This window comes from Adlercreutzia wanghongyangiae (assembly GCF_035989245.1).
In the GTDB taxonomy this organism is placed as follows: Bacteria; Actinomycetota; Coriobacteriia; order Coriobacteriales; family Eggerthellaceae; genus Adlercreutzia; species Adlercreutzia wanghongyangiae.
The window spans coordinates 36,901-61,701 of record NZ_JAYMFF010000020.1 but is presented as its reverse complement, the minus strand read 5'-3'; the positions used below and the strand labels follow the sequence as shown (position 1 = coordinate 61,701).

Genomic DNA, 24,801 nt, shown 5'->3' with positions numbered 1-24,801 from the left:
TGCTGTCTTTCTGGGCGTCGCCTAAGAGGTCGATAGCCTCTCGAGAAGAGTCGGGTCCAAGGTGAAAACCATGGCGTTGCCGCGATAGCTCTGCCGCAGGTACCCTTTTTCCACGAGGCCGAGGTAGTCGGCCCGGGCGGTTGCGTAGGCGATGCGGTGATTGGTCTGATGGTAGCGGATGGTCATCTCCGCTTCGGGATTGCGGAGCGCATAGTTGACAATGGTGCACTGACGTCGATTGAGCTGTCTGCCCTCGAAGAGGCTGCTGGAAAGCGAAGCGAGCTCATTTTCCTCACGCTCGACTTCTTCCTTGAGCTGGATGAGGGTCGCTTCGGCCAACTCAAGGGAGGCTTCGAGGAACAAGGTGATATCGGCGTTGGCGACATCGGTCTCGCATCCCGGCTCCTCCGCTTCAAAGAAAAGGTGGCGCAAGGTGCGTGGATTGGCATCGATCCAGGCGACGACGGTCTGGGTGAAGGGGGCAATCGCCAAGGCGGTGAGGTGGTTTTTAAGGGCGAAGAGACTGAAGATGAAGCGCGTCAGCGTGGTGCCGAAGGGTTTATCGTGAAAATACCCGGAGAGGAGCGTGCGCAGCGTGAGGGCCTTCACGACGGGGTCTTCGGCCGCCTCGCCCGTTGCGTTGTTGGCATAGGCCCACAGGTTGTTTCCTTCGAGGCGAAAGCGCCGGAACAGCTGCCGCTGCTCGGCGGGGTCTTCGAGGTGGGAGAGGTCTGTTTGGCAACTGCGCAGCAGGGTTGGGTCTACCTTGTAGGTGATTCGCCGGTGGAACTCATCTGCCAGATCATCGGAAAACGGCTGCTCCTCATAGTCTTCGAGAGAGTCCATGAGAAGGGCGATGTTGCCGATTACCCGCTCCTCAACAGATCGCGGCTTCTTCTTGAGGATGACGATGTCGTAGGCCCGGTCGGGGCTGAGCGTGAAGCCGTCTTGAGCTGCGGTGGCCAGAATCTCGGAGCGTTGGCACTGACTGCGATGGTGTGCGCCTTTGGGACTGCGGAGCAGGCGCGAGAGCGGGGAATCGTCCCCGGAGCGAGCGTTGATATTCCGGGCCATGGACGAAATGCGCAACGTCGGCGTGTACCAGGGTCCCGGCTGCCGCCCGTGGGCGGAAGGAATGTGTACGGCGCCACAGTGGCGGACGTCGCAGAGCGCGAGCCAGACCTGCTCGGGCGTGTAGCCTTCCGGAATGGGCTGACGGAGAAACTCGTCCCAGGAGAGGGCCTGTTTCGTCGAGCAGTGGACAAGGGACCGGAACCGCTCGTCCAGCCAAAGCCTCGATGCCGTTTCTCCTGCTGCTCCCATAGCGCCTCCTCTCCCGCTGAGGATATTTTACCCGCTTCGCCAAGACAGGGGAGGTGTCGGTTTTCGCGAGATCAACTGTCGTCTATCAGTTTCCGATAGGTTTGAGAAAAAGTATCGAAAACTTAGATATTGATAGGTTTTTCCTCTCTCCCTATGCTTAATGCATCGGCCCAACCGATAGACCTTTTGGAGAGAAGGAGGAATCATGTCAGAATTGGGACACGACCGCGCGAGCTCGGTTGCTCAGATCAGCCGCCGCGGTTTTCTCGGTGCGACAGCAGCGGCTACGGCGGCCCTTGCCTTGTCGGGCTGCAGCCCGACCGATAGCGAGAACACGCTTGAGCTGGGAGAGACGGGCTCTCTGGAGGAAGGCGAGTGGGTGGCGCTTCCGTGCAATTGCGGCGTCTGCTGCAACATAGGATATGTGGTCGACAACATGGTGGTGCGCCAGAAGACCGACGATACCGGCGAGGACACCGATGAGAACCCCCAGAATCGCTGCTGCGTGCGCGGGCGCATGTCGCGCCAGCGCTATATGGGCGCCGATCGACTGAAGTACCCCATGAAGCGCAAGAACTGGCAGCCCGGCGGCGTCGATTTCCACGGCGAGCTGCGCGGACGTGATGAGTGGGAGCGCATTTCCTGGGACGAGGCCCTCGATCTGGTGGCCGGCGAGGTCAAACGCATCATGGATAACCATGGCCCCAAGTCGTTTTTCTGCGGCGTGAGTGGCGACGGCCATGGCGGCGGCGCGGCTGGCGGTCAGGTCACGCGCTTGCTCAACGCCATGGGCGGTTGCGTGTACGTGTGGGGCACCCAGTCCTATGGCGGCATTCCCGTGGTGTCGACGTTCATGGAAGGCGACCCGTGGTCGTACGGCATGATGGAGACCCAGGACGTGTTCACGGCCTGCAAGGCCGATACGGCCATCATTTTCGGCCTGGCTGCGGGCTCGCTCGCTAATTCTTGGTATCGCGCCATGAAGCATGCGGGCGTGCGCTTCATCGTCATCGACCCGTGGTTCTCGGGGCAGACCGAGCAGGTGGCGGATATGTGGGTGCCGGTGCGCCCGGGCACCGACGGCGCGCTTCTTCTTGGCATGGCGTACCACATGATCGAGAACAACCTGCACGATCAGGAGTTCCTCGACGCCTACACCGTCGGCTTCGACGCGGATCACATGCCCGAGGACGCCACGACGAACGAGAACTTCAAGGACTACGTTCTGGGTGCCTACGACGAGACGCCCAAGACGCCCGAGTGGGCGAGCGAGATCTGCGGCGTGTCGCCCGATAAGATTCGCGAGCTGGCGGAGATAGCCACGTCGGCAAGCCCCCTCATCTGGCGTTCGACCCAGGCTCCGGCCCGTACGGAGAACGGCCAGAACTACACTCAGCTGTTCTACGCGGTCGGCTGGATGACGGGCAACGTGGGCTTCGAAGGCGCCGAGGTGGCCATGGCCAATCCCCAATCGGTGGGCATGGGCAGCTCCATGATCCTGCCTGGCTCTCCCGGCATCGAGATTGTGACCAATCCCATTTGCGAGGGGCCGGCCGAGGTGTCCATGCTCGACAAGGGCGGCTACGACCCGGAGAAGTTCTACGGACTGCCCTACGGCGGGGCATGGGAGGCCATCGTCTCGGGGAAGTATACTGATTTCGTCCATGGCGAGCAGCCCATCGACATTCGCTGCATTTGGAAGATCAACTCGTGCTCGCCGCTCAACCAGTTCTCGGGGGCCAGCAAGGGTATCGAGGCGTTCCGCAAGGTGGAGTTCGTCGTCACATCCGACTTGTTCATGACCTCCGACTGCGAGTATTCCGATATCGTGCTGCCCGCCGCTTCCTTCTGGGAGACGCCGTGGAGCAATGCGGGACAGGTCATGCCCCTCAATCCCCGCGCCCTCTTCTTCGGCGGCAAGCAGGTGATCGAGCCGCTGTTCGAGGCAAAAGACGATGTGTGGATGGAAGAGGAGTTGGCCAAGCGTCTCGATATTGATCCGAAGCTCATTCGCAACATCAGCTGGGAGCAGGCTTCGTACAATGTTCTCGCGACGACTCAGGTTATGAAGGACGACTTCTCCGGCATGGAGCCCCTGGCGGCCATCACCCAGGAGGATATCGACGAGTTTGGTGTCGAGGGAACTCCGCAAGAGGGACGCGTTCCCATCAAGGAATTGCTCGAGCAGGGCTACTATGCCGCCCAGCGCTCGCCAGATGATCCTTACGCGATTACTCCCAAGCGTGCTGATTATCGCAACGATCCGGTGGCAAATCCCCGAAACACCCCCTCTGGCAAGTACGAGATTTACAGCCAGTCGCTTACGAATTACATGGAGATTTACGGGACGACGCCCGTCGTGGAGCCCCTGCCGAAGTACCGGCCGGCTGATGAGGGCTACGAGCAGACGTTTGCCAATTGGGAGACCAAGGAGAAGGGCGAGTATCCCTTCCAGGTTATCTCGACCCACTCCGCCCGCTCGGTGCACTCCTCGTTCCACAATGTGCGTCAGCTGAACGAGGTGCACGCCAACAATCTCATGATAAACGCGAACGACGCTGCGGCCCTCGGCCTCGAGCAGGACGAGACAGTGCTCGTTACCAGCAAGCATGGCAAGATCCTGCGTCGGGTGAACATCACGCCGCGAATTATGCCCGGCGTGCTCATGATCGGCGAGGGCAACTGGATCAACCTCAACGAGGAGGGCATCGACGAGGGCGGCAGCGCCAACATTCTCGCCGGGGGCCACGTGGTCGGCCATGGGCATCAGCCTTGGAACACCTGCCTCGTCAAGGTCGAGAAGTGGGACGGCGAGCCGCTTCTGCCTGACTGCCAGCGCCCGTACCGCACCTTTGACTTCGAATAGGAGGGATTTCCGTGGCTAACCAACTCGGCTTCTACTACAACATCGATGACTGCATCGGCTGCAAGACGTGCATTATGGCCTGCAAAGACACTCACGACTTGCCGGTGGGCACGAAGTACCGCAGGGTAATCGAGTACGCGGGCGGCACCTGGAGCGACAAGGATGGAGTGCCTACGCTTGAGGGCTTCTTCGCCTACCATATTCCCACGGCGTGCAATCATTGCGAGCGCCCGCTGTGCGTGGCCAACTGCCCGACCGGGGCCATGACGAAGCGTGACGAGGACGGAGTGGTGTATTCCGACCCGGAGACGTGCATCGGTTGCGGAACCTGCGTGGAGTCGTGTCCCTACGATGTTCCCCAGGTGCGCGAGGAGACGGGCGTCTGCGGCAAGTGCGACTTCTGCAAGGATCTCATGGAGCAGGGCGAGGATCCGGCGTGCGTCGCCTCCTGCCTTGGCCGCTGCATCAAGTTCGGCGACATCGACGAGCTGCGGGCCCAGTACGGCGACAACGCCGATATCAAGCCGCTGGCCTCGTCGTCCGAGACCGGGCCTTGCATGGTGATCAACCGGCACCGTTTGAACCCCGATGATGTCGAAGGCACCATCGTGAGCCCCGTCGAGGAACTGTAACTAGACGATTATCCCGCTTATCGGCCCCGCTCTCCGTTCCCTCCCAGGAAAGCGGGGCCTTGTGTATGGAGGAGACCTTATGTTCGATCAGGAATACGAGATGAGAGAGGCGGCGCGGACCTATCTGTACCTGCTGTTCCAGCGTCTTTTCCGGCGCGAGCCCGATCAGAGGCTCATCGCCGTGCTGTGCGGGCCGGTGACCGAAGACTCCCTGGCGCTGTGCCTGGGCGGCGACTCCGAGGCGCTGCGCGATTTCCAGCCGGTGCTGGAGAGTCTGCGCGCACGCATGGAGAGCGAGCCCGACGAGGTGGTTGACGCTCTGCGCGACGAGTACACCCGCCTGCTGCTAGGCCCCCATGCGCTGCCGGCCCCGCCGTGGGAGTCGGTGTATGTCATGAAGGACCGGACGCTGTTCCAGGCGTGCACCCTCGAGGTCAGGAAAGTGTATGCCAGCTACGGGCTGCTCTCGTCGGGGCATCCTCATGTGGCAGACGATCATCTGGCGCTCGAGCTCGACTTCATGCATATGCTCTGCGAGCGCATGACGGAGGCTGGCCAGAAGGGCAATCGGGAGGGGTTTGCTGCTTACTGCGACGAGCAGCGTCGATTCCTGGACGGCCACCTTCTGCGCTGGACGGGCTCCTTCGCACGAGACATCGGCAAGGTGGGAGGCGCTCTGCTCTATCCCCAGGCTGCGCAGGTGCTGGGCGCCTTCCTTCAAAGCGATCGCGCCCTTCTCGACGATGAGTCCTTCGCTGCCGAGCAGGTGTCGGCGTGACGGCTGAAGGGCCCCGTGCCGCAGAGGGCGTGTGGCTGATCACCGGTGCGGCAAAGGGCATAGGGAGGGCCCTGACCGAGGAGGCGCTTGCTCGCGGTGCGAGGGTCGCCGCTATCACCCGGCGAGATGGGGACCTCGATTTGTCCGAACGATATAGGGGCCGTTTCCTTCACCTGAAGCATGATGTGGCTGCGGCTGACGAGCGCGCCTGCGACAGGATGGCGACGACGGTGGCCGAGCATTTCGGTCGCATAGACGTGCTGGTGAACAACGCCGGGCACGGCAGGATAACCAATTTCGAGGAAACGAGCGAGGCGGGCATACGCGAGCTGTTCGAGTTGAACTTCTTCGGCCTCATGCGAGTGACACGGGCGGTCTTGCCCTTCATGAGACATCAGCGCGAGGGGCACATCGTCAACATCGCTTCGGCTGCAGGGTACGGCGCGGGGCCGGCCATCTACCACTCCTCGAAATTCGCCGTGACGGGATTCTCCACATGTCTCGCCTTCGAGCTCGAGCCCTTCGGCATTTCGGTCACCAATGTCGCCCCGGGGCTGTTCCGCACGAACTTCTACGACGCCGGCGCCCTGTGCATCGAGCCGGATACTCCCATTGCCGACTACGATGCTTTCCGCTGGCAAGAGGACTTCATGCGCGAGAGCGGCACCGGTCAGCCGGGAGATCCGCAGCAGCTGGCCCGGCTGGTCTGCGATGTGGTCGAATCGGACGCGCCGCCCCTGCATCTTCCCGTGGGTTTAGATGCCGTCGAAACCGTTGAAGCGCAGATCGCCAAGATGCAGGCCGATGTGGACGCATGGCGGTATCGCACGACGCGTACCGACTTCCGGGATTAAGCCGCCGGGGGCACGTTCGCCTTCAACTTGGCCTGGGCCTTGGGGCTCAGGCCGCGCTTGCGGTAGCCGTAGCGGCCCGCAAGCGCGATCATGAACGTGGCGGCCTTATCGCCCTTCCCTCCAAACATAGGCCGTTGCGCGGCCCGTGCCGATCTTCTCGATCTTTTCGGCCTTGAGCAGCGCTGCCAACGTGCGTTCGATCGTTGTCTCACTGATATCGGGGAGGGCCTGGGCGATTTCGGATTTGCGCACCTTCCCAAGGTGGTCGCGCAGGTACGCCTCGATACGGTCCGGCTTCGACGCCTTGGCCCGAGACGCCAGTGCTAGCCGGCTCTCGAAGTCGCGGTAGGACGCAAGGATGACGCCCAGCATGTAGCGCACAAAGGGGCCCGGATCGTTTGCGTTCTCGCCCCAGCCTTCCGAGCTCTTTGCGAGAGCATCGTAGTAAGCGTCCTTCGTTCGCTCGATTTCCTTTTCGATCGAAATGTACTTGCCGACGTAATAGCCTGCTTTGTACATGAGCAGCAGCGTGAGCAGCCGGCTCATGCGGCCGTTGCCGTCGTTGAAGGGGTGCACGCACGTAAAATCGAAAACGAAGAGAAGGGATGCCAGAAGCGCATCCATGGTTTCGGTTTCAATGGCGCAGGCGAAAGCGTTGCAAAGCTCCTCGACTGTCTGAGGCGTGGAGACGGCAGGAGTGGGCCTGAACCGAACGTACTCCGTGCCGTCTTCCGTTATGCCGCGAATCTCGTTGTCTCCGATTTTGAAGTGTCCTCCGAGAGAGGAGGGGGTGTGCCGGTAGAGGTCGCGATGCAGTTGGAGCAGGATGCCCGGTGTCACCTCAATGGAATCGTAGCCTTCGTGGATAAGCTCGAGAACATCGCGGTAGCCGGCGATTTCCTCTTCGTCGCGCGATTTCGGATGGGTCTCAGCTGCCACGATTTCCCGCATGCGCTTGCCGCTTGTGCGTATGCCCTCGATACGGTTGGACGACTCGGTCGATTGCACCTTTGCGACGGCGGCAAGCGCGTCGACTACATCGGCCTTAACGGACAGGTTCAGCTCTTGGCGTCCTTTGGACTCGTGGACGGCCGCGAGAAGGTTCATAGTCTCGTTGGTGAGAAGCCCGTCGGGGATCGTGCGGTAGCTGAATGATCGCATAGTGCTCCGTATCTGCCTCATAGATTGGTTATCTGCATCAAAGTATACCAAAATGATGCAGATATTTTAGTCGCGAGCCAAAAGCACCTCTCGGCACCCCTGCTCTTCGCGACCTTATGCCGCGGCGGCTTCGGTCACCTCTCGGCTTACGCCTTCGCCTCCAACTTGGCCTGGGCCTTGGGGCTCAGACCGCGCTTGCGGTAGCCGTAGCGGCCCGACAGCGCGATCATGAACGTGGCGGCCACCAGGCACGTGAGGGCGTCGCCCACGGTCACCGACAGCCAGATGCCGTCGATGCCGAAGATCATCGGCAGTACGATGACGGCCGCCACCTGGAATACTAGCGTGCGCAGGAACGAGATGAGCGCCGAGACGAGGCCGTTATTCAGCGCTGTGAAGAACGCCGAAGCGTAAATGGCGAATCCCATGAACAGGAAGCACAGCGCGTACAGGCGGTAGGCCTTGGTGGTCAGCTCCAGCAGGTCGGCGTCGTAGCTGACGAAGATAGCCGACAGGGGGCCGGCCAGTTCCTGTCCCAAAAGGAACATCACCACGCTGGCAATGGCGATCATCCCCAGGCTCTTCCACAAAAGCGAGCGCATCTCGGTGTGGTTGCCCGCGCCGTACTGGAAGCTCAGCAGCGGCGACGAACCGATGGAGTAGCCCATGAACACCGCTGCGAACACCATGGCCGTGTACATGATGACGCCGTAGGCCGCCACGCCGTCCTCGCCGATGAAGCGCAGCAGCTGCCAGTTGTACAGGATGCCCACCAGGCTCATGGCGATGTTGGTGACCATCTCCGATGAGCCGTTCGCGCAGGCCTTCCCGATGACGGGCCACCGCAGGTGCGGCCGCACGAAGTACAGGGGCGTGGAACGCTTGCGCGCGAAGTACACGAGCGGGATGCCGCCGCCGATGAGCTCGCCGATATTGGTGGCGAGCGCCGCACCCGGCAGCCCCCAGCCGAACAGGCCCACGAACAGGAAGTCCAGCAGGATGTTCGTCACGCCCGCCACCACGATGACCATGAAGCCGTACTTCGGCCTGCCCGCGGTGACGAAGAAGCTCTGGAAAGCGTACTGCAAAATGAAGAACGGCATGGAGATCATCATCATACGGCCGTAGAGCGTGGCGTCCTTCGCCATCTGTCCGGTGGCGCCAAGCACGGCCGCGGTGGGTTCCATGAAGAACCAGCCGCCGATGGCCAACACGCTGCCCAGTACGAAGGCGAAGATAACGAGCAACGAGAAGTGGCGCCGGGCGCGGGCCTCGTTACCCTCGCCGAGGGTCTTGGCCACCAGCGCGCTGCCGCCGGTGCCGATCATCATGCCGAAGGAGGCGAGCATCATCACGGGCGGCAGGATGAGGTTCACGGCAGCGAGTGCTGTTTTGCCGGCGTAGTTCGACACGAAGAAGCCGTCCACGATGGTGTAGCACGACGTGAAGATCATCATGGCGATGGTGGGCAGGGTAAAGCGCAGAAGAGCGCTCGTGGAGAAATGCTTGGACATATCGACTGGCATGGGAAAACCTTTCGGGTGGTGCTGGGGGTGCTGGGGGGGGGTTGGGCGATGCGGCTGTGCGGGCGCGTCGGGGTTGGCTGACGCGGGTCGCACCCTCTGCGGCCTGAGCAGCCGGGTGCTCTGAGCGCGGGCGATGCGCCCGGTTCCGTGCGGCGCCCTCGGTTCCTTTCGGGCCGGCGGGTACGCGGGGTGCGGGCGATGCGGCCTTATGCCGCGCGGTGCCGCTAACGGAAGGTGAGGGCCGACAGGCGCGCGTCCAGGGCGTCGATGTAGCGCGCCATGGCCTCGGTGAGCTGGCGCTGCTCCTCGTCGGTGAAGATGTCCACGGCCTGCACCTCGGCGTCCAGCACGGCGCGGATGTGCCCCTCGTATTCGTCGCGCCCGCGATCGGTGAGGTAGGCGCGCATGGTGCGGGGGCTGTCGCCGCGCAGGGCGATGAGGCCCTTGGCCTGCAGGCGCTTCACCGAGGAGTGCACCGTCTGCTTCGAGGAGAACCCGCGCTCGCAGAGCTGCTTCTGGGTGAGACCGTCCTCGTCGACGAGTGCGTACAGGATGTCGAAGGCGCAGTCGGCGAGCCCCATGCGCCAGGCGGTCTGGCGGTACAGCTCGTCGGTGCGCCGGTAGAAGTCGTCGATGGCCCGGATGGTTTCCAGGGTGCAGTTGCGTTTGGCGGTGCCGTTGGCGACGGCGGGTGCGGTGGCGCCCGCGGGTGCGTCGCTGCAATGGGTGACTGCGGAGGCGCGGACAACATCCGGGGCAGTGCGGATGACGTTTGGTGCGGTGCTCATAGGTTTCCTCGAATAAATGGTCTGATTTCGGACTAACGAGTACGCTAGTATAGTCCGAAATCAGACTAAGGCAAGAGATTCACAAGGTTTCCAGGGCCTCGTCTCTGTCTAGAGCTTTGTGGTGTTGGTGGATGGCGGTCTTTTGTGCAGGATTTTGCGTTTAGAAGAGTCGCGAGAGCCGATGCTTGCCGTTGAGACTCTTCATAACGAAATATTCTGCACAAAATGGGAAAGCAAACTCTACTAAACGGAAAATCCTGCACATTTGGCGTCAAATTGGGAGCTGCGCGCAAAAATATGTTGTGCGCAGCTCAACGAGGCTGAGCAATCCAGCAAATTGAAAAGGGAGGGGCTAGAACTCGCGCTTCTCGTAGAGCTTGGTGGCGATGAGGGCGCTTGCCCCGTAGACGAGGGCGACGACGGCCACCAGGGCAGCGGCGAGGAAGAGGTAGTTATTACCGGTGTCGAGCCACAGCATAAGATTGGAGAAGAAGCCGCCGGAGGTGAAGCTGATGTTGGCATCGAAGAAGCCGATGCCCGCGGCGAGGGCGATCACCACAATGACGGGCACGAAACGGGTGGCGCGCGTCATGCCGAAGCGGAAGACGAGCGGCAGCGCGATGGCCATGCCAAGGGTGATGACGCCTACGGCCCCCACGACGCTTCCGACAAGAGCAGCCGGCGGGTTCTCGGCCGGCGTCAGCCCTTCGGGCAGTATGCCGCTCGGCACAAAGGAGATGATGCCCAGTAGCAGAAACGACAGCGCCAAGGCGAAGACGATGGTGCCGATGGCGATGAGGCCCAAACTCGCGTAGCGGCCGAACACCACTTGGCGGCGAGTGAGGGGCAACGTGAGTCGGAAGCGCTCCCAGCTGTTCTGCTCGTCCGTGGCGGCCAGCGAGAACAGCAGCATGAACGGCGGCATGGCGGCAATGGCCGCCGCCATGCCGATGAGCGTGCCCATGGCGTACCCCATGAACAGGGCGATGACCACGCAAATGGCCATCAGTTGCAAAAGCGCGTTGCGCAGGGTGCAGAAGTCGGCGACGATCATGGTCTTCATCGGGATTCCCCTTTCAGGGTGAGGGTCATGTAGTCTTCAATGGTGGCCGCGTCCACGGGGATATCGGGGAAGGCGCGGGCGAAGGCGAAGCGGTCGGGCACGAGCAGGTTGCAGCCGAAGCCGTGGCGCTCGATACGAACAGCGTCGGCGCTCAGGAAGTCCGAGGCCAGCACCGCTTCCAATTCGGCGGCGCGGCAGCGCGCCACGCCGGCCTCGTCGGTGATGGCGTCCTTCGGCAGCGAGAACACCACGCGGCCCGCATCCAGGCATACTACCTCGTCGGCGATTTTCTCCAGATCGGAGGTGATATGGGTGGACATGAAAATGCCGCGGTCGCCCTCGGCCATGAAGTCGCGCAGAAGATCGAGCACGTCCTCGCGGGCGAGCGGGTCCAGCCCCGCCGTGGCCTCGTCCAAGATCAGCAGTTCGGGGTGGTGGGCCAAGGCGAAGGCCAGCGTGAGCTTCATGCCCATGCCGCGCGACAGCTCGGACACCTTCTTCCTGGGGGCGAGCTCGAAGCGCTCGGTCAGCGCGGCGAAACGGGCACTGTCCCAGCTGGCGTAGGCGGCGCGCCCGATGGAGCCCACCGACTTCACCGTGCAGGTGCCGGGGAAGGCGCAGGTGTCCAGCACCACGCCGATGCGCGCCTTCAATGCGTCCAGCGCGGACGCGCCCGGGCGAACTTCCTCGCCGAACAGGCGCACCGTGCCCGTATCGGCGCCGATGAGGCCGAGAGCCGCCTTCAGGGTGGTGGTCTTGCCGGCACCGTTCGAGCCGATGAACCCGACGACGCTGCCTGGCTCCACGGCCAGGCTCACGTCGGCGAGCGTGAACCCGTCGTAGCGCTTGCCCAGGTTGTCTATTTCTATCAAGTTGGTCATATTCGTTCCTCACTTGCTCTCTTGCCGGGCCTCCCGTAGGAGCGGGCTTCAGCCCGCCCGTTCGCCCCGGCGTCGTCCCGCTCGCCCGGCGTCGTCCCGTAGGGGCGGGCTTCAGCCCGCCCGCTCGGCTCCCGATTCGCGAACAGGTCAAAACCCGTTCCGCGAAAGCTCGCGTACCGGCTATTTCTCTTCCAGCAGCACATCCAGCATGGCGTGCAGGTCGGCGGCCCCAATGCTGGCGCCGGCCGCCTCGGCCACGGCGCGGGCGAGATGCCCCTCCACCTGGCGCAGGCGCTCCTCGCGCAGAAGCTCCAGGTTGCCGCCGGCCACGAACGACCCCTTGCCCTGCACCGTGTCGATAAACCCGGCCTCCTCCAGCTCGGCGTAGGCGCGCTTGGTGGTGATGACGCTGATGCGCAGGTCGTTCGCCAGGGCGCGGATGGAGGGAAGGGGATCGCCCTCGGCCAGCTCGCCGGCCATGATGGCCGCCTTCACCTGCCGCGCGATCTGCTCGTAGATGGGCTCGCTGCTTCCGTTTGCGATGATGATGTCCAAGGTGCCTCTTTCTTAAGGGCGCGTTTCCCCGCCTGCTGCCCCGGACGGTTGCCCGAGACGGCTGGCGCGGCGCGCGCTCTGGTCAGCCTTCGCGGCTCGGGCGTCCCCGCTTCGCGAAAGCTCGAATAGTGTATATACCCTACATGCACAGTATATACACACCTATACACACGCGTCAAGGGCGAAATGCGGTGCGTGGGATTAATGGGCGGAAGGGTTCCTTACCGTAGTGTTCGGCGCGCTATTCCGCGATGATGACGCCGAGGTGTCGGGCCAGGGCGGCGGCCTGGTAGAGATTCATTTTCGTACCGTAGATCTCGGCCATGGTGTCGGACAGCGCCACGCCCTCCAGCTGGCATGTGCTGAAATCGATACCGAGCAGCGGCGTGCGGAAGAAGCTGGTGCCGATGAAGCGGTCGTCGTCCAGGATGATGTAGTGCAGGTCCATCTCGGCCATATCGGCACCGGAGAAATCGCAGCGGCGCGCCTCGAAGGCCCACCAACGGCAGCGGTTGAAGGCGCCGTAGGCCAGCGTGCAGTCTTCCAGCGACACCGACTCCATCGAGGCCTCCATGAACGAGGCGCCCGTCAGCTTGCAGTTCTTGAAGGTGCAGCGGGTGAAGCCCGCGCCGTCGAAGTAGGTGTTGGCGAAGTCGCAGCTCTCGAACACCGTGTCGGTGAACAGGGCACCGGAGAAATCGCAGCATGACAGGAAGCAGTTGGTAAAGCGTGCGCCCGTTGCCTCAAGTTCCGTGAAGTTCTCGTCGGCGATGCACAGGTCGTGGGCGTCGATGGCCTCCAGGGTGCGCTCGGCGGCTTCCAGCAGATCGTCGGCCTCCAGGGCGCGCAGTTCCTCGGGAATGGCGGGCAGCGCCAGGGCGCGCACGCCGGCGGCCCGGTCGTAGGCGGTCTGCGCGGTATCGGGGATGCTGGCCATGGCGGCTCCTTTCGCGGTGGTGACGGGGCGCGCATGCGGTCGTGCGGAGGCATGTTAGGAGGTACAATACCAGAAAGCTGTGGATGGGAGGTGCGTGATGGACGAGAGGGAACCGACGAAGCCGCGCGATACGGCCGCGGAGCCGAAGGAGCGTTCTGCGAAGCGGCTGTGGGATGGGCTGCTCATCGAGCATCCGGCGATAAGCGTGATCGGCGTGCTGCTGCTGACGGCGCTCACCTGCGGAGCCGCCGTTCTGTCGTAGGGGTGCTTAGATTGCGGGGGCTTGGTGTTGTTGCGCGTGTCGCGGTTTGCCCACTGGGGGAACTTGTGGCACAATACCGAGGCACGCGGCTTGTCCGCGGGCATAACGGTCGCGTGGCGCAGCGGGAGCGCAGGTGCCTTACAAGCACAAGGTCGGGGGTTCAAATCCCTCCGCGACCACCATGATCATAATAAGAAAAACCCCAGTTCAAAAGGGGTTTTTCTTTTTGATAAGCCGCTATATTCCGCTGTATTTCTGACAGACGAATTGCCAGTGAAGCGCGTCTGCGCGAAATGTCAAATTATTTCTATGGCAGATTTTGGCAGAGCGTTTCTCGGCCGCATGCCACCACCTTCCCATAAGCCATAGTCTTCAACTCCGCCCCCCCTTTTCCGGAAATCGTGCCTTTTCCGGCTGTTGGTCCGGCGGCGCCGCGCGGGACGAGGGGACGCGAAGGCGGTTGGCGGGCGGTATTCCGGGGGCGTCCGGGTAGGCGCACGGGCGGATGGCGGGCGGTATCTTCGCGAAAGTTCTACGAAAGCGCGCCGAACTTTTCGCGGTGGTTCCCGAGACGGTTTGACGGTTGTGATCGGCAACAATAGTCGCGTTTCCAAGGAAAGGGAGATGCGATGAAGATCAACAGGCGGATGCTCGTCTCGGCGCTCTGCGGCGTGTGCTGCGCCGCGTGCGTCGGGCTTTATCTCGTGGACGTGAGAAACGAGGCCGATCAGGCGCGAGCCGAGGCTCTGGCGCGCTATGGGGGCGATCAGATCGAGGTGTGCGTTGCCAATCGCGATATAGCGGCGGGCGAGGTGGTGGAAAACGGGGCGGTGTCCACCAAGATGTGGGTGGCCGACCTGCTGCCCGACGGCGCTGTGACCGATCCTGCGCAGGTGGTGGGGCAGCGTCTGGGATCGGCGGTCTATCGAGGCGAGGTGATGAGCGACCGGCGCTTGGAGGCGGCCGAATCGGAGCTGAGCGTACCCGAGGGCATGGCGGCTGTCAGCGTGCCGGCGCGGGCCGTGCAGGCGGTGGGCGGCTCGGTGGAGGCCGGCATGGTTGTGGATGTGTACGCTACCGGTCCGGTGTCGACGGTGAAGCTGGTGGCCGGCGCGCTGGTGCTCGCGTCCAGTGCGAGCGCCGAGGGCGCGACTGCATCCAATGCGGCCTGGGTTACGTTGGCCGTCGAACCCGAGCGCGTGCAAGAGGTGGTGGCAGCGGCCCAGAACCTCGAGTTGTACTTCGCACTGCCCTCGGCGGCAGGCGGCGCCGAGGATGCGGCTGACGCCTCGCTGCCTGCCGATGCGGCTGAGCAGGACGCTGCGGGGGATACGGAGACTGCAGCGCAAGCGACGCCTGCGGCCGTCGATGCCGGTGCCGGCGCGGCGGCGAACGAGGGGGCGGTGCTATGAGCAAGCGTCGGGAAATCGCCCTGTGCATCGGGGCTGGTCCTGCGGCCGACGAGCTTGTCTCCCGATGGGGCGAGGAGGGCCGCCAGATTGCATCGCGGGTGCATGTGATGCCCTCGGATGAACGGGCGCGGGCGGCCCTGGCGGCCTTGGACGAAGTGCGGGAGGTGTGGGTGGCGGCGGGCGAGGGGCTGGGTGCCATTAACCTGGCGGCCGCCGTGAAGGCCGACCATCCGGGCAGGAAGGTATACCTCGTCGACTGCGAGGAGACGGGCTCGGTGCGCTCTCGCATGCACGCGGCGGCGCTCGATGGCACACGGTCGCTGAGCGAGCTTACGGCGGTGGTGCGGGCGCAGATGGCGCGCGGCGACGCGGCAGCGCCGGGCGCTGATTCCGCGGACGGGCTGCCCTCGGGCGCGGAGGAGCCGCCGTCGGTGCCTCCGCTGTCGGCAACGCAGGAGACGGTGCCGGAGGCTGCGGCGCAGGCGCTTCTTGCGGAGAGGAGCACGGAGGCGTCGACGGGGCTCGCCCGTGCTGGCTTCCTGCTCACAGTTGTGAGCGGTAGCGGAGGAGCGGGCAAGAGCACTGTTTCCACGCTGGCGGCCCATCTAGCTGCGCGGCGCGGGCTGCGCACGGCCCTGCTCGATGCCGATCTGCAATTCGGTGATTTGCGCGATTTGGCAGGATCGTGTCTCCGTGTGCCCCTCGAGGAAGTGGCGGCCGATGGGAGCGCCTTGGCGGCGGCGGACGATGCTCCGCTGACGCTCATCGAGGCGCCGCGACGTTTGGAGACGGCCGAGGTGCTGGGAGCTGCGCTGCCCGCGGTGGTGGACGAGCTGCTGGCACGGTTCGACTTCGTGGCAGTGAATACGGGGGCGGGATGGGACGAGCAACGGCTGGCGCTGCTGGAACGCAGCGTGTCCACGCTCTTCCTGGTCGATCAGCGGACGTCGTCGGTGCGCGCGTGCCGCCACGCGCTCGATCTGTGCCTGCGCTGCGGGGTGGCCACCAGTTCGTTTCTGCTCGCCGTCAATCGCTGCACGCGCCACGCCCCCTTCACTTCCATCGACGTGTCCAGCGCCTTGCACGGTGCCCATGTGGTGGAACTGGCCGACGGGGGCCGCGAAGTGGAGGAGCTGCTGGGCGCCGGCATGGTGGAGGCGCTGGTGGAGTCGCGCAACCCGCTCTGCACGAGCATCGATCGCTTGCTGGACGAGATTTTGCCCGGTGCGGGCGGTATGGCGTCGTGTGGCGGGGAGCCCCTTTCGCCGGGACGCCGCGGACTGCGGGGAACGCCCCGGCGTGAGAGCGGCCGTCGCCGCGGCCGACGCGAAGAGAAGGAGCGCCGGAGATCGCGTAAAGAGGCGCGGGCTGCCAGCGGTGTGCTGAGTTAGGGAGGGGGTGCATCATGACGCTTCTAGATCGCGTGCAGGCGGTGGAACGGGCGCGAGGAGAAGACGGAGGCACAGCGGAGCCTGGTGGGCTGGAGGCCTTGCGGGCGGCAGTCGGGGCCATTGTGCCGCTGGATCGGGTGGCGCTCATCATGGACAAGAACCCCGAGCGGGCGCGCAACGAGATTCGGGCCGCCTGCCGTTTCCTCGGTACCCAAGATCCCTGGCGCGCCCTGGATCCGGCCCTGTTCAAAGAACAGGTGGAGGGTCTGCTCGCCACGGTATTCGGGTGGGGGCCCTTAGACGGGCTCGTTCGCGACGAGACGGTCACCGAGATCATGGTGAACGGCACGCACAGCGTGTTCGTCGAGCGTGAGGGGCGGTTGCAGCCTGCAGACGTGCGCTTCGAGAGCGACGAGCAGGTGCGCGCCCTCATCGACCGTATTCTCGGACCCCTGGGGCGGCGTATCGACGAGTCGTCGCCTTTGGTCAGCGCGCGCCTGCCCCAGGGTCATCGCGTGCACGCGGTCATTCCGCCGCTGGCCATCGACGGGCCGCACCTGACCATCCGCTCGTTCGCACGTCGGGTGATGACATTGGCGGAACTGCGCCGTCGCAACTCATTCGACGAGACGGTGGAGCAGTTTCTCGTATGGGCGGTGCGGGCGCGCAAATCGGTGGCGGTGTCGGGCGGCACCGGCAGCGGGAAGACCACGTTGCTGAATGCCTTGTCGTGCCATGTGTCCCACAGCGAGCGGGTGATCACCATCGAGGACGCGGCCGAGTTGAAGTTCGACGAGCATCCCCATGTGGTGCGACTCGAGGCGCGCAGCCGGAACGCCGAGGGGCTTGGCGAGGTGACGATCCGCGAACTGGTGGTGAACGCCCTGCGCATGCGCCCCGACCGCATCATCGTGGGGGAGTGCCGCTCGGACGAGGCCATCGACATGTTACAGGCCATGAACACGGGCCACGACGGATCGCTGACCACGTTGCACGCGAATTCGCCCCGCGAGGCGGTAGACCGTTTGGTGACTATGGTGCGTTATGCGGTGGATCTGCCCGTGGATGCCATAGAGGCGCAGATCGGCAACGCCTTCGACCTGGTAGTGCAGACGGCGCGCTGCCCCAATGGCGAGCGGTGCGTGTCGGAAATCGCGGCCATGGCCTTCGATTACGACCGTCGCCGCTGCGCGCTCACCCCGCTGTACCGACGCGAGTTGCGAGGCGGCGCCGGTCGATGGCTTGAGTACCCGGGATGGATAGACGACCTGCATGCCGCGGGCATTGCCGAGAAGAAGGAGGTGAGATCGTGGGTGCGATCGTTGGATATACGGTTGTCGGCCTAGCGAGTGCGGCTGCTGCCGGGGTGCTGGCTGGCAGTGCTCTCGCTGATCGGCGGGAGCGGCGGCTTCGCATGCGGGCGTGTCTGGATGCGGAGGAGGCTTCGGGGTCGTGGGTGCGCTGGCGACTGAGCCGAGGTGTGGCGCCGTTGCGTCCGGCAGCCTGCGCCCTGCTGCGCCTTTCCGCCGTGAAACGCTATGCGGAGAATCTGCGTATGGCGGCACTGCGCTGGCAGCCCGACGCCTCGCGCGAGAGCGTGCTCTCGTGCGCTTTGGCCGCCGTCCTCGGCGTGGCGGTTGCGGGTTGGGCGGTGTCGGCATCGCCGGTGTTCGGCTGCGCTGCGGCAGCCTGCCTGCTGGTGGGTCTGGCCGGCTACGGCAATGCCGAGGCCCAGCGGCGGGCGCAGACGATGCGTGACGAGATCCCCGATGCGCTCCGTTCGCTCGGCGTGTGCTTCCGGGCGGGTCTGTCGCTGGTGCAGACGCTGCGTCAGACGGGAAGCGAGATGAAGGGGCCGATCGGCGAGGTGTTCCTCGCGTCGGCGCGTGTTCTGGAAACCGGCGGCACGGCGACGGAGGCCCTGGCGCTGTTCAGGCGTCGCTCCTCCGTGCCCGAGCTCGCCTTCGTGGCCGTGGCGCTGGACGTGCAGCATGCGAGCGGCGGCAGCTTGGCCTCGGTGCTGGATGCGGCCCGCGAGTCGGTGGAGGGGGAGATCGAGCTGGCCCAAACGCTGAAAGTGCAAACGGCCCAAGCTCAGCTTTCGGCGCGCATCGTCACGCTGATGCCCTTCGTGCTGATCGCGTTGTTCTCGCTGATGAGCCCCGGTTTTCTGACGCCGTTCCTTGCCAGCTTCACCGGGGTGGCCCTGTTGGCGGCGGCTTTGGCCATGCAGGCGGCGGGCGTGCTGCTCGTCCATCGCATGCTCGATGTGGGAGTGGGGTGATCTGCGGTGGAACCGATCGTGCAGCCGCTGCTGTTCGGGGGCGCCCTGCTGGGTGCGGCGGGCATCGGATGGGCTGCGGCGCGGTGGTGGCAGGGGCTGCGGCAGCGAGCGCGCTATCGCGATGTCCTGCGCTCTTCCGATGCCGATGCGGCGTGGCTTCTCTCCCACCGCTTGTCGATGCGGGACGACTCGTCTCTGGACGGCAGGATCATCGCCTATGCTCTGCTGGTGGACCAGCGGGCGACCAGCCCCCGCTTCCGTTTTCTGGCGCCCCGGTCGCTGCGGCACGTGCTTCCGGAAGACCGGATTGCCCGCGCGGGACTCGACGGGCAGCTGGGCGCGGCGGGGTGGGGCGAGGCGCGGGTGCGCCTGACGTTTGCCGTAGCCTTGGCTGGTGGAGCTGTGGGCCTGATCGCATCGCCGGAGCTCGGCTTGTGTCTGGGAATTCTGGGGACGGTGGCAGGGTGGCGCGCGCTTCCCTGGGCGGTGGGCCGGCGCTGCCGCCGGCGGGCCGAGGCGATGGAACGCGATTTGTCCGAGTTGCTGGACGTGGTGGCCCTGGGTATGCGCAGCGGGCTATCGTTCGACCGCAGCTTGCACCTGTACACCGAGCATTTCCAGACGCTGCTGGCCTCGTCGTTTCGGGCGGCCCATCGGCAGTGGTCCTGCGGTCTGGCATCGCGCGATCAGGCCCTACGACAGGTGGCGACGTCCTACGACTCGCCGCTGCTGGCGCGCGTGGTGGAAAACGTCGTGCGCTCGCTGCGCTTCGGGTCGACGTTGGCCGACAACCTGGAAGATGCGGCTCGCGAGGCGCGCAGCGCCTATCGGGCGCGAAAGCAGGAGCAGGTAGCGAAGGCGCCGGTGAAGATGATGGTCCCCACTGGCGTGCTCATTTTGCCCGCCATGCTGATATTGGTGCTCGGTCCGGTGCTGTTGGAATTGGCCGGAGGTTTCTGATGGAACGTTGCAAGGGAAAGGAGAAAGGTTATGGGAACGCTGAACAAGGTGCGGGAGGTGCTGTGCCGGGCGCGCGGCGCTGGCTTGGCGGCTTTGCAGGCGCTGTGGGCGCGCATGCGGGTGAAAGCGAGCTGCGCGCGAGGACAGGGCACTACCGAGTACGCCATTTTGGTCGGGGTGCTCGTGGTTATCGCCATTATCGCCATCACGCTGTTTCGTCCCAAGTTGCAGGAGTTGTGGGACGCTATCGCCAATGGCATCAACGGGCTCTAGGGGATGAACGCGGCCAGGGTACTGTGGAGTACGCGCTGGTCACAGCTGCTTTCATCTGCGTGGTGGTGGCCGGTGCGGCCTTGTGGCGCGCTTTGTCGTCGGGTCTGTTCGTCGATCATGCCCTTATGGCGGCCTCCCATCATATCCAAGGGGCCGTGGGGTGGGTGGCCGATCTGTTCAGCTACTAGGAGGTGTGTTTCATGGGGTGGGTGCGCCGCATCCGGGGCGACGCCGGGCAAACGACGGTGGAGGCGGCATTTGCGTTGCCGGTGCTGTTCCTGCTAGTGCTGCTGCTGGTGCAGCCGGGCATCATCCTGTACGACCGCATGGTGATGCAGGCAGCTGCGGCCGAGGGCTGTCGGCTTCTGGCCACAGGCGATGGCGGCGAGGAGGCCTGCGTTGCCTTCGTCGAACGGCGATTGGGCGCGGTGCCCCAGCAGGACAACTTCCACGTGCACAGCACCGGCTGCACGTGGGAGGTTCGATGTGAGGGAGGGGCGGCGGCCGATCGGTCCCAGGTGACGGTGCGCACCGAGGTGCGGCCATTGCCTCTGTTGGATGTGGGGGCGACGCTGCTAGGCTTGGTGAATGAACGCGGCAATATCGAGGTGGAGGTGCAGGTTTCCGCGCCGACGCGGGCGATGTGGGCCCAGGAGTCGCTGGGCGGCGTGCGTCCGGGTGAGAAAGTGGGTGAATGGTGTGAGGGGGATTGAGCGCATGATGCGCGACGAGGACGGCTTCACCACCGCCGGCATGGCCGTGGCGCTGCTGGTGTCGCTGTCGTTGCTGTTCTCGGCAGCTCAGGTGTACCGCATCAACGCCTTGGCTGCCGATGTGCAGGACGTAGCCGATGCCGCTGCCTTGGCCGCCGAAAGCCAAGTGGGGGAGTTCATGGTGGCAGTGCGCGCAACCGATGGCGCGGTGCTTTCGATGACGTTGCTCGGTATTGCCTCCTACGGCTTGGGGGTGGTGGGCCTGTGCGTACCGCCGACGTCCGAGCTGGGGGCGCAATTGATCTCGGCAGGTCAGAAGGTGCTGCAGGCGCGGGACGACTTCGCCGAGAGCGCAGCGGCAACACTCGATCGCCTTCAGCAGGCCCTGCCGTTTCTGGCGGCGGCGAATGCGGCTGCGGTTGCCCAGGCCAATGGCGAGGATCGGGCGGGGGCCATGGCGGCCATGGCGGTGCTGCTGCCCGGGCAGGGAGAGCCTATTGCGGTGGGGGCGAGCTCCGCCGAGACCGAGTTGGCCGAGGCGGTGGAAAGCGAGCAGGACGAGCTGGCGGAAGCCGCTGCCAAGGCTGAAGAGGCCGCCCAGGCAGCGGACGAGGCCAAGGAGCGCGGTTTTCGCCGAGATTGCGGCGATCAGCCCTCGTATTGCATGTACGAGCGGGCGGCCCATTTGACCTCCCTGGCCGGCGCCGACAACCCGTTGTACGCCTCGGCGGACACCTGGACGTTCTCCGTTGCCCTGAATCGGGCGCGCGCCTACTATGCCCAGCGCCTGCTGCGCGAGCGGCCCGAGAGCGACTCGGTTGAGGAGAAGGCGCGCTCGGCTTTGCGGCGCAACTTCTACCGCTATGCCGTGCGCGAATTGCGCGAAGCCTGCGCCGTTCCGCCCGATGCGTCGGAGGCGGTGACGTTTCCCGTGCTGCCGCGCAATATCGACCAGATGCGGGGAACGTCCCTGTACACCGATCCCGCCTATCCGGTGGACGCGGAGGGCGATGTGCCGGTGATGCACGCGTGGGAGGGGTGTCCGGGGCTGGGCCTGACGGACTCCTACGCCTCGGTTCAAACGTTGGAGGCGGGCGGTTTCGCGGAGTGTCCCTCGTGCCACTTCACCCCGTCTTCCTTGGGCAATGTGGCTGCGGCGTCGACGTCCATCGAAAACGGGTTCGAGTACCACTACGCCGCTGTGGCCCAGGCAGCCCAGGACTACCGCCGTGCCGTGCAGGAGGCCGAGCCCTTGAACCGGCTGGTCAAGGGGAAGGCCCAGGGGCTGCTCGACAAAATGGCCGCTGCTTTGGAGGAGGTGGGGAGCTTCCGCATTCAGGCGCGGCCGCCGGGCAGCGACGGCTGCATCGCCTTGGTGGTTGCCACGGGGGCTCCTGCGGACGATCCCTTCGAGAGCGCGTTCGTGCAGAGCTCGCGCGCACTGGGTACGCGAGCTGCCATCGGGGCGGCGACGTTGGTGGCCGACGAGACGGAGGGGGCATCGGTTATCGGCGATGTGCTGGACGGCCTGAATGCCGACGGCTCGGCGGCCGTGGGGGCGGCGCGCATGGTGCTCGATTGCTGGTCGGGGCTGCTGCAGGCCTACGCCACGGGCCAGGAGGCGCTGGTCGGTGCCGTTGAGGAGGCCCTGGGCACGCTTCCCCTGGCAGGAGCCGCCGGTTTGGGGCCCTGGGCCGCCGATGCTCTCAGGTCGACGCTGGGTGCGGCGGGGCTGCAGCCGGCCGAGACCGCTCCGCTGAAGCCCGTCTTGGCGGGTTCGGCCGACGTGGCTGCGGCCGACGGAGGCTCGTGGTCGGTGCGCTATCTCACGCTGCGGGAGGACGCCCTTGCCGCAACTTTAACGACGACCGAGCCGTTTGCCGCCTTGGCCAATCGCATCGAGCGGGAGGCTTTCGACCAATTGGCGGGAATGGAGGTGCAGATCGCCGTGATCGAGCTGCCCGGCGGCTTGTCGGTGCCCCTAACGCTGACGCTTCCGCCGCCTATCGAGGAGGCCGCGCGGGGCTTGGTGGAACGGGCTTGCGATGCGGTGCGGTCGGCATCCGGCTGGTTTGGGGGTGAGAGGCCGTGGGAGTAGGAGCGTTCGGGTGGCGCGATCGGCGACGGGGCGAGGCGGGGCAGGCCACCGTTGAGCTGGCGGTAGCGGTGCCGGTGATCATCATCGTGGCCGTTATCGCCGTGAACGCCCTGACGTTTTTCGGTACGTGCGCCTCGTTCGACCGGGTGGCGCGCCAGACCATCTGCGCGCTGGGCGCCGCGCCGAATGCTGGCGAGGATGCTGCGGCAGTAGCGGAGGCCGTGGAGGCGGCGCTTGCCGATGCCATGGCCGGGACGTCGGCGACGGTGGACGTGCGGGTGGAAGGGGGCGATTTGGGCCTTATGCGCTACACGGCGCGCCTGGAGTACGCCCCCACGCTGTTCGGGCTCGGCTTGCGCAGCCAGGTGCTCGGCGTGTCCCTTCCCCCGTTGGTGCATGAGGTGGAGCTGGTGGTGGATGCCTACAAACCGGGCATATTGTTCTGAGAGGAGTATCCATGGAGGTGGCAAGGAGGCGTTCGCTCCGTGCTCTGGCCCTGATCGGGATCGCCCTGGCTGTTTTGGCGGCGTGGCGGCCGGTGGAGTCCGCCTTGGCAGGGCGGGAATATGCCGCTGCCTCGTTTTCGGGCGTATCGGTTGCGGAATCGGCTTGGGAACAGGTGTGCCGGAGCTCCGAGGGCCAAGAAGCGGCCGTCCCGCTGCCTGTCCCCGGCGAGGGAACGGTGCTCGCGGAGGCTCCGCCCTGGTTCTCGGACGAGGTGTTTTCCCTGGAAGGTTTCGAGGACGTGCGAGCCAACGAAAACTGGACGGTGATGGGGTTTTCCTTCGCTGGATCGGTGGATGAGGCGTTGGCATGGGGCCGGTGCCAGCTGGAGGCGGGCGGCTGGACGGTGGTGGAGAGCGGAGTGGCGGGAGCGTTTACGGCGGTAAAGGAAGGAGGGCGGCTATCGTGGCTCTTGCTCAGCGGTACGGGTGTCGGCGAGCGGACGTGCGTCGTCGTGCAGGCGCCTATTGCGTGATCGACGGGGGCGGCGCGCCGTTCGGCGGCACGTGGCTTGTGGCGGCGAGCGCTCTTATGAGGCTGCGCGGCTTGGCGCAGCGGGCGCCCGATCGCACCGTCATGGTGTTTCCGCATTGTCGCGACGTGCACACCCTCACCATGCGGCATCCGCTCGATATCGCCTTCGTATCCGAAGAGGGCCGCGTGGTGGCGGTGTATCGGCTGGTGCTGCCGGGCGTGCGGCTGCGCCATCGTCGGGCCGCCGCCGTTATCGAGCGCTTCGCGCAGCCGGGGGCATGGTTTGAAAAGGGCGACAGCATCGAGCTGCCGTCTCGGCGTGGCGGAAAACGCGGTACCCGGGAAAGGGGGCCGCGACGAGGAAAGAGGAGGATTCCATGGAGCTGAAATGCTGCCCTACGTGTAAGGCCCTGGTGTTTGCCGACATGGACGTGTGCTACGAGTGTATGTACCGGTTCGGCAGCGATCCCGAGCGAGAGGCTGCCGCGACGGCCGATTGCGTATCGGATGCACGCTTTGACGGTCGAGAAGGGGCGGGCGTGCAGGGCGATGCGGCTCGCTCCGCGCGCGCTGTGTCCCTCGGAGGGTGGGATGTGCGTTTGGAGGCGCCGTCTGCGCTGCCGGCGGGTACGGTGCTGCATATAACAATCGAGCCAGCCTCGCGGGAGACTGGCTCGGGAGATGGGTTGCCGGGCGAGAGCGCGGTTTAGCTGACGTATTCGCTGAAAAGACGCTGCCCCTCGGCGGAGAGCTGGTCTTGGATGGCCAGGTAGGCATCGAGGATGAGGTTGCCTTCCTCAGTGAGGGTGGAGCCGTGGGCCCCGTCGCGCAGGAGCAGCTGCACGCCCAGGGAACTTTCCGTGTCCTTGATGATGCGCCATGCCTTGCTGTAGGCCATGCGCATCGTCTTCGCCGACGCGTTCAGAGAGCCATGGTCGCGCACGCCGAGGCACAGCTTGGCGACGCCCGGGCCGAAAGCCGAGGTGCTTTCGGATGCTGGATTGGTGATGGTGAGGCGCACTCCTGCTGCAAGTGTTTCAAGCTGACCCATGCGATCTCCGATTCT

The 24,801-nt window shown here is 64.9% G+C and carries 27 protein-coding genes and 1 tRNA gene; 19 read left to right on the top strand and 9 right to left on the bottom strand.

The features are described 5' to 3' along the window. Positions 1-21 precede the first annotated feature (21 nt). Positions 22-1,323 (bottom strand): Fic family protein, encoded by a 1,302-nt coding sequence (locus VIN30_RS09940; protein WP_338211261.1) that lies wholly within the window; start codon positions 1,321-1,323, stop codon positions 22-24. A 205-nt stretch (positions 1,324-1,528) separates the two neighbouring features. Between VIN30_RS09940 and VIN30_RS09935 the strand changes: the two genes are divergently transcribed. The 4 genes from VIN30_RS09935 (at position 1,529) to VIN30_RS09920 (ending at position 6,453) form a co-directional block, all read left to right on the top strand. Further along, the gene (locus tag VIN30_RS09935) at positions 1,529-4,189 is read left to right on the top strand and encodes a molybdopterin-dependent oxidoreductase (RefSeq protein ID WP_338211259.1); all 2,661 of its coding nucleotides are present in this window, start codon (positions 1,529-1,531) and stop codon (positions 4,187-4,189) included. Between the two features lie 11 nt (positions 4,190-4,200). Beyond that, positions 4,201-4,821 carry a DMSO/selenate family reductase complex B subunit gene (locus VIN30_RS09930; RefSeq protein ID WP_326425368.1) on the top strand — a complete coding sequence of 207 codons (621 nt, stop codon included), beginning with the start codon at positions 4,201-4,203 and terminating at the stop codon, positions 4,819-4,821. A 79-nt stretch (positions 4,822-4,900) separates the two neighbouring features. Continuing rightward, complete coding sequence (locus VIN30_RS09925; RefSeq protein ID WP_338211256.1) at positions 4,901-5,599, top strand: TorD/DmsD family molecular chaperone; 699 nt, start codon at positions 4,901-4,903, stop codon at positions 5,597-5,599. After that, positions 5,596-6,453 (top strand): SDR family NAD(P)-dependent oxidoreductase, encoded by an 858-nt coding sequence (locus tag VIN30_RS09920; RefSeq protein ID WP_326425364.1) that lies wholly within the window; start codon positions 5,596-5,598, stop codon positions 6,451-6,453. The genes VIN30_RS09925 and VIN30_RS09920 overlap by 4 nt, the downstream gene beginning before the upstream one ends. A 105-nt stretch (positions 6,454-6,558) precedes the next feature. Here the strand turns inward: VIN30_RS09920 and VIN30_RS09915 are convergent, their stop codons facing one another. The 7 genes from VIN30_RS09915 to VIN30_RS09885 all read right to left on the bottom strand — a co-directional run bounded on the left by VIN30_RS09915 (position 6,559) and on the right by VIN30_RS09885 (position 13,364). Continuing rightward, entirely contained in the window at positions 6,559-7,614 is a 1,056-nt protein-coding gene (locus VIN30_RS09915; RefSeq protein WP_326425362.1) for a Fic family protein, read from the bottom strand. A gap of 146 nt (positions 7,615-7,760) precedes the next feature. Beyond that, positions 7,761-9,140 (bottom strand): MATE family efflux transporter, encoded by a 1,380-nt coding sequence (locus tag VIN30_RS09910; protein ID WP_326425360.1) that lies wholly within the window; start codon positions 9,138-9,140, stop codon positions 7,761-7,763. 224 nt (positions 9,141-9,364) lie between these two features. Further along, the gene (locus tag VIN30_RS09905) at positions 9,365-9,928 is read right to left on the bottom strand and encodes a MarR family winged helix-turn-helix transcriptional regulator (RefSeq protein ID WP_326425358.1); all 564 of its coding nucleotides are present in this window, start codon (positions 9,926-9,928) and stop codon (positions 9,365-9,367) included. Positions 9,929-10,280: 352 nt separating this feature from the next. Further along, positions 10,281-10,991: an ABC-2 transporter permease gene (locus VIN30_RS09900; RefSeq protein ID WP_326425357.1), complete on the bottom strand. Its 711-nt coding sequence runs from the start codon at positions 10,989-10,991 to the stop codon at positions 10,281-10,283. Beyond that, complete coding sequence (locus VIN30_RS09895; protein ID WP_326425355.1) at positions 10,988-11,872, bottom strand: ABC transporter ATP-binding protein; 885 nt, start codon at positions 11,870-11,872, stop codon at positions 10,988-10,990. The genes VIN30_RS09900 and VIN30_RS09895 overlap by 4 nt, the downstream gene beginning before the upstream one ends. Before the next feature lie 180 nt (positions 11,873-12,052). Continuing rightward, entirely contained in the window at positions 12,053-12,427 is a 375-nt protein-coding gene (locus VIN30_RS09890; RefSeq protein WP_338211251.1) for a GntR family transcriptional regulator, read from the bottom strand. Positions 12,428-12,668: 241 nt separating this feature from the next. Then, complete coding sequence (locus VIN30_RS09885; RefSeq protein WP_338211249.1) at positions 12,669-13,364, bottom strand: pentapeptide repeat-containing protein; 696 nt, start codon at positions 13,362-13,364, stop codon at positions 12,669-12,671. Between the two features lie 97 nt (positions 13,365-13,461). On the opposite strand from VIN30_RS09885, the gene VIN30_RS09880 reads away from it, so the two are divergent. The 15 genes from VIN30_RS09880 (at position 13,462) to VIN30_RS09810 (ending at position 24,445) form a co-directional block, all read left to right on the top strand. Then, positions 13,462-13,626, top strand: coding sequence for a hypothetical protein (locus VIN30_RS09880; protein WP_326425350.1), 165 nt, complete (start codon positions 13,462-13,464; stop codon positions 13,624-13,626). Between the two features lie 107 nt (positions 13,627-13,733). Continuing rightward, positions 13,734-13,808: transfer RNA gene (locus VIN30_RS09875), tRNA-Val, on the top strand. Positions 13,809-14,255: 447 nt separating this feature from the next. Further along, positions 14,256-15,038: a Flp pilus assembly protein CpaB gene (cpaB, locus tag VIN30_RS09870; RefSeq protein WP_338211246.1), complete on the top strand. Its 783-nt coding sequence runs from the start codon at positions 14,256-14,258 to the stop codon at positions 15,036-15,038. Then, positions 15,035-16,429: a CpaE/TadZ family protein gene (locus VIN30_RS09865; protein ID WP_338211244.1), complete on the top strand. Its 1,395-nt coding sequence runs from the start codon at positions 15,035-15,037 to the stop codon at positions 16,427-16,429. The genes cpaB and VIN30_RS09865 overlap by 4 nt, the downstream gene beginning before the upstream one ends. Positions 16,430-16,443: 14 nt before the next feature. Further along, positions 16,444-17,775, top strand: coding sequence for a TadA family conjugal transfer-associated ATPase (locus VIN30_RS09860; protein ID WP_338211242.1), 1,332 nt, complete (start codon positions 16,444-16,446; stop codon positions 17,773-17,775). Then, positions 17,739-18,713 carry a type II secretion system F family protein gene (locus VIN30_RS09855; protein WP_326425344.1) on the top strand — a complete coding sequence of 325 codons (975 nt, stop codon included), beginning with the start codon at positions 17,739-17,741 and terminating at the stop codon, positions 18,711-18,713. Before VIN30_RS09860 ends, VIN30_RS09855 begins: the two co-directional genes overlap by 37 nt. A 6-nt stretch (positions 18,714-18,719) precedes the next feature. Next, positions 18,720-19,673: a type II secretion system F family protein gene (locus VIN30_RS09850; RefSeq protein ID WP_338211240.1), complete on the top strand. Its 954-nt coding sequence runs from the start codon at positions 18,720-18,722 to the stop codon at positions 19,671-19,673. A gap of 30 nt (positions 19,674-19,703) precedes the next feature. Further along, positions 19,704-19,946 (top strand): hypothetical protein, encoded by a 243-nt coding sequence (locus VIN30_RS09845; RefSeq protein ID WP_326425340.1) that lies wholly within the window; start codon positions 19,704-19,706, stop codon positions 19,944-19,946. A 23-nt stretch (positions 19,947-19,969) separates the two neighbouring features. Continuing rightward, positions 19,970-20,134, top strand: coding sequence for a hypothetical protein (locus VIN30_RS09840; protein WP_326425339.1), 165 nt, complete (start codon positions 19,970-19,972; stop codon positions 20,132-20,134). A 12-nt stretch (positions 20,135-20,146) separates the two neighbouring features. Next, positions 20,147-20,659 carry a TadE/TadG family type IV pilus assembly protein gene (locus VIN30_RS09835; protein WP_338211236.1) on the top strand — a complete coding sequence of 171 codons (513 nt, stop codon included), beginning with the start codon at positions 20,147-20,149 and terminating at the stop codon, positions 20,657-20,659. Further along, a complete protein-coding gene (locus tag VIN30_RS09830; RefSeq protein WP_338211234.1) occupies positions 20,646-22,757 on the top strand; it encodes a molybdenum cofactor biosynthesis enzyme in 2,112 nt (703 codons plus the stop codon). Before VIN30_RS09835 ends, VIN30_RS09830 begins: the two co-directional genes overlap by 14 nt. Further along, positions 22,748-23,203 (top strand): hypothetical protein, encoded by a 456-nt coding sequence (locus VIN30_RS09825; protein ID WP_338211232.1) that lies wholly within the window; start codon positions 22,748-22,750, stop codon positions 23,201-23,203. The genes VIN30_RS09830 and VIN30_RS09825 overlap by 10 nt, the downstream gene beginning before the upstream one ends. A 17-nt stretch (positions 23,204-23,220) precedes the next feature. Beyond that, complete coding sequence (locus VIN30_RS09820; protein ID WP_338211229.1) at positions 23,221-23,736, top strand: hypothetical protein; 516 nt, start codon at positions 23,221-23,223, stop codon at positions 23,734-23,736. Continuing rightward, a complete protein-coding gene (locus tag VIN30_RS09815; protein ID WP_338211227.1) occupies positions 23,733-24,122 on the top strand; it encodes a DUF192 domain-containing protein in 390 nt (129 codons plus the stop codon). Before VIN30_RS09820 ends, VIN30_RS09815 begins: the two co-directional genes overlap by 4 nt. Further along, a complete protein-coding gene (locus VIN30_RS09810; protein WP_338211225.1) occupies positions 24,113-24,445 on the top strand; it encodes a hypothetical protein in 333 nt (110 codons plus the stop codon). Before VIN30_RS09815 ends, VIN30_RS09810 begins: the two co-directional genes overlap by 10 nt. Here VIN30_RS09810 and VIN30_RS09805 read toward each other — a convergent pair. After that, positions 24,442-24,786 (bottom strand): winged helix-turn-helix domain-containing protein, encoded by a 345-nt coding sequence (locus tag VIN30_RS09805; protein WP_326425327.1) that lies wholly within the window; start codon positions 24,784-24,786, stop codon positions 24,442-24,444. The genes VIN30_RS09810 and VIN30_RS09805 overlap by 4 nt on opposite strands. Between the last annotated feature and the right edge of the window lie 15 nt (positions 24,787-24,801).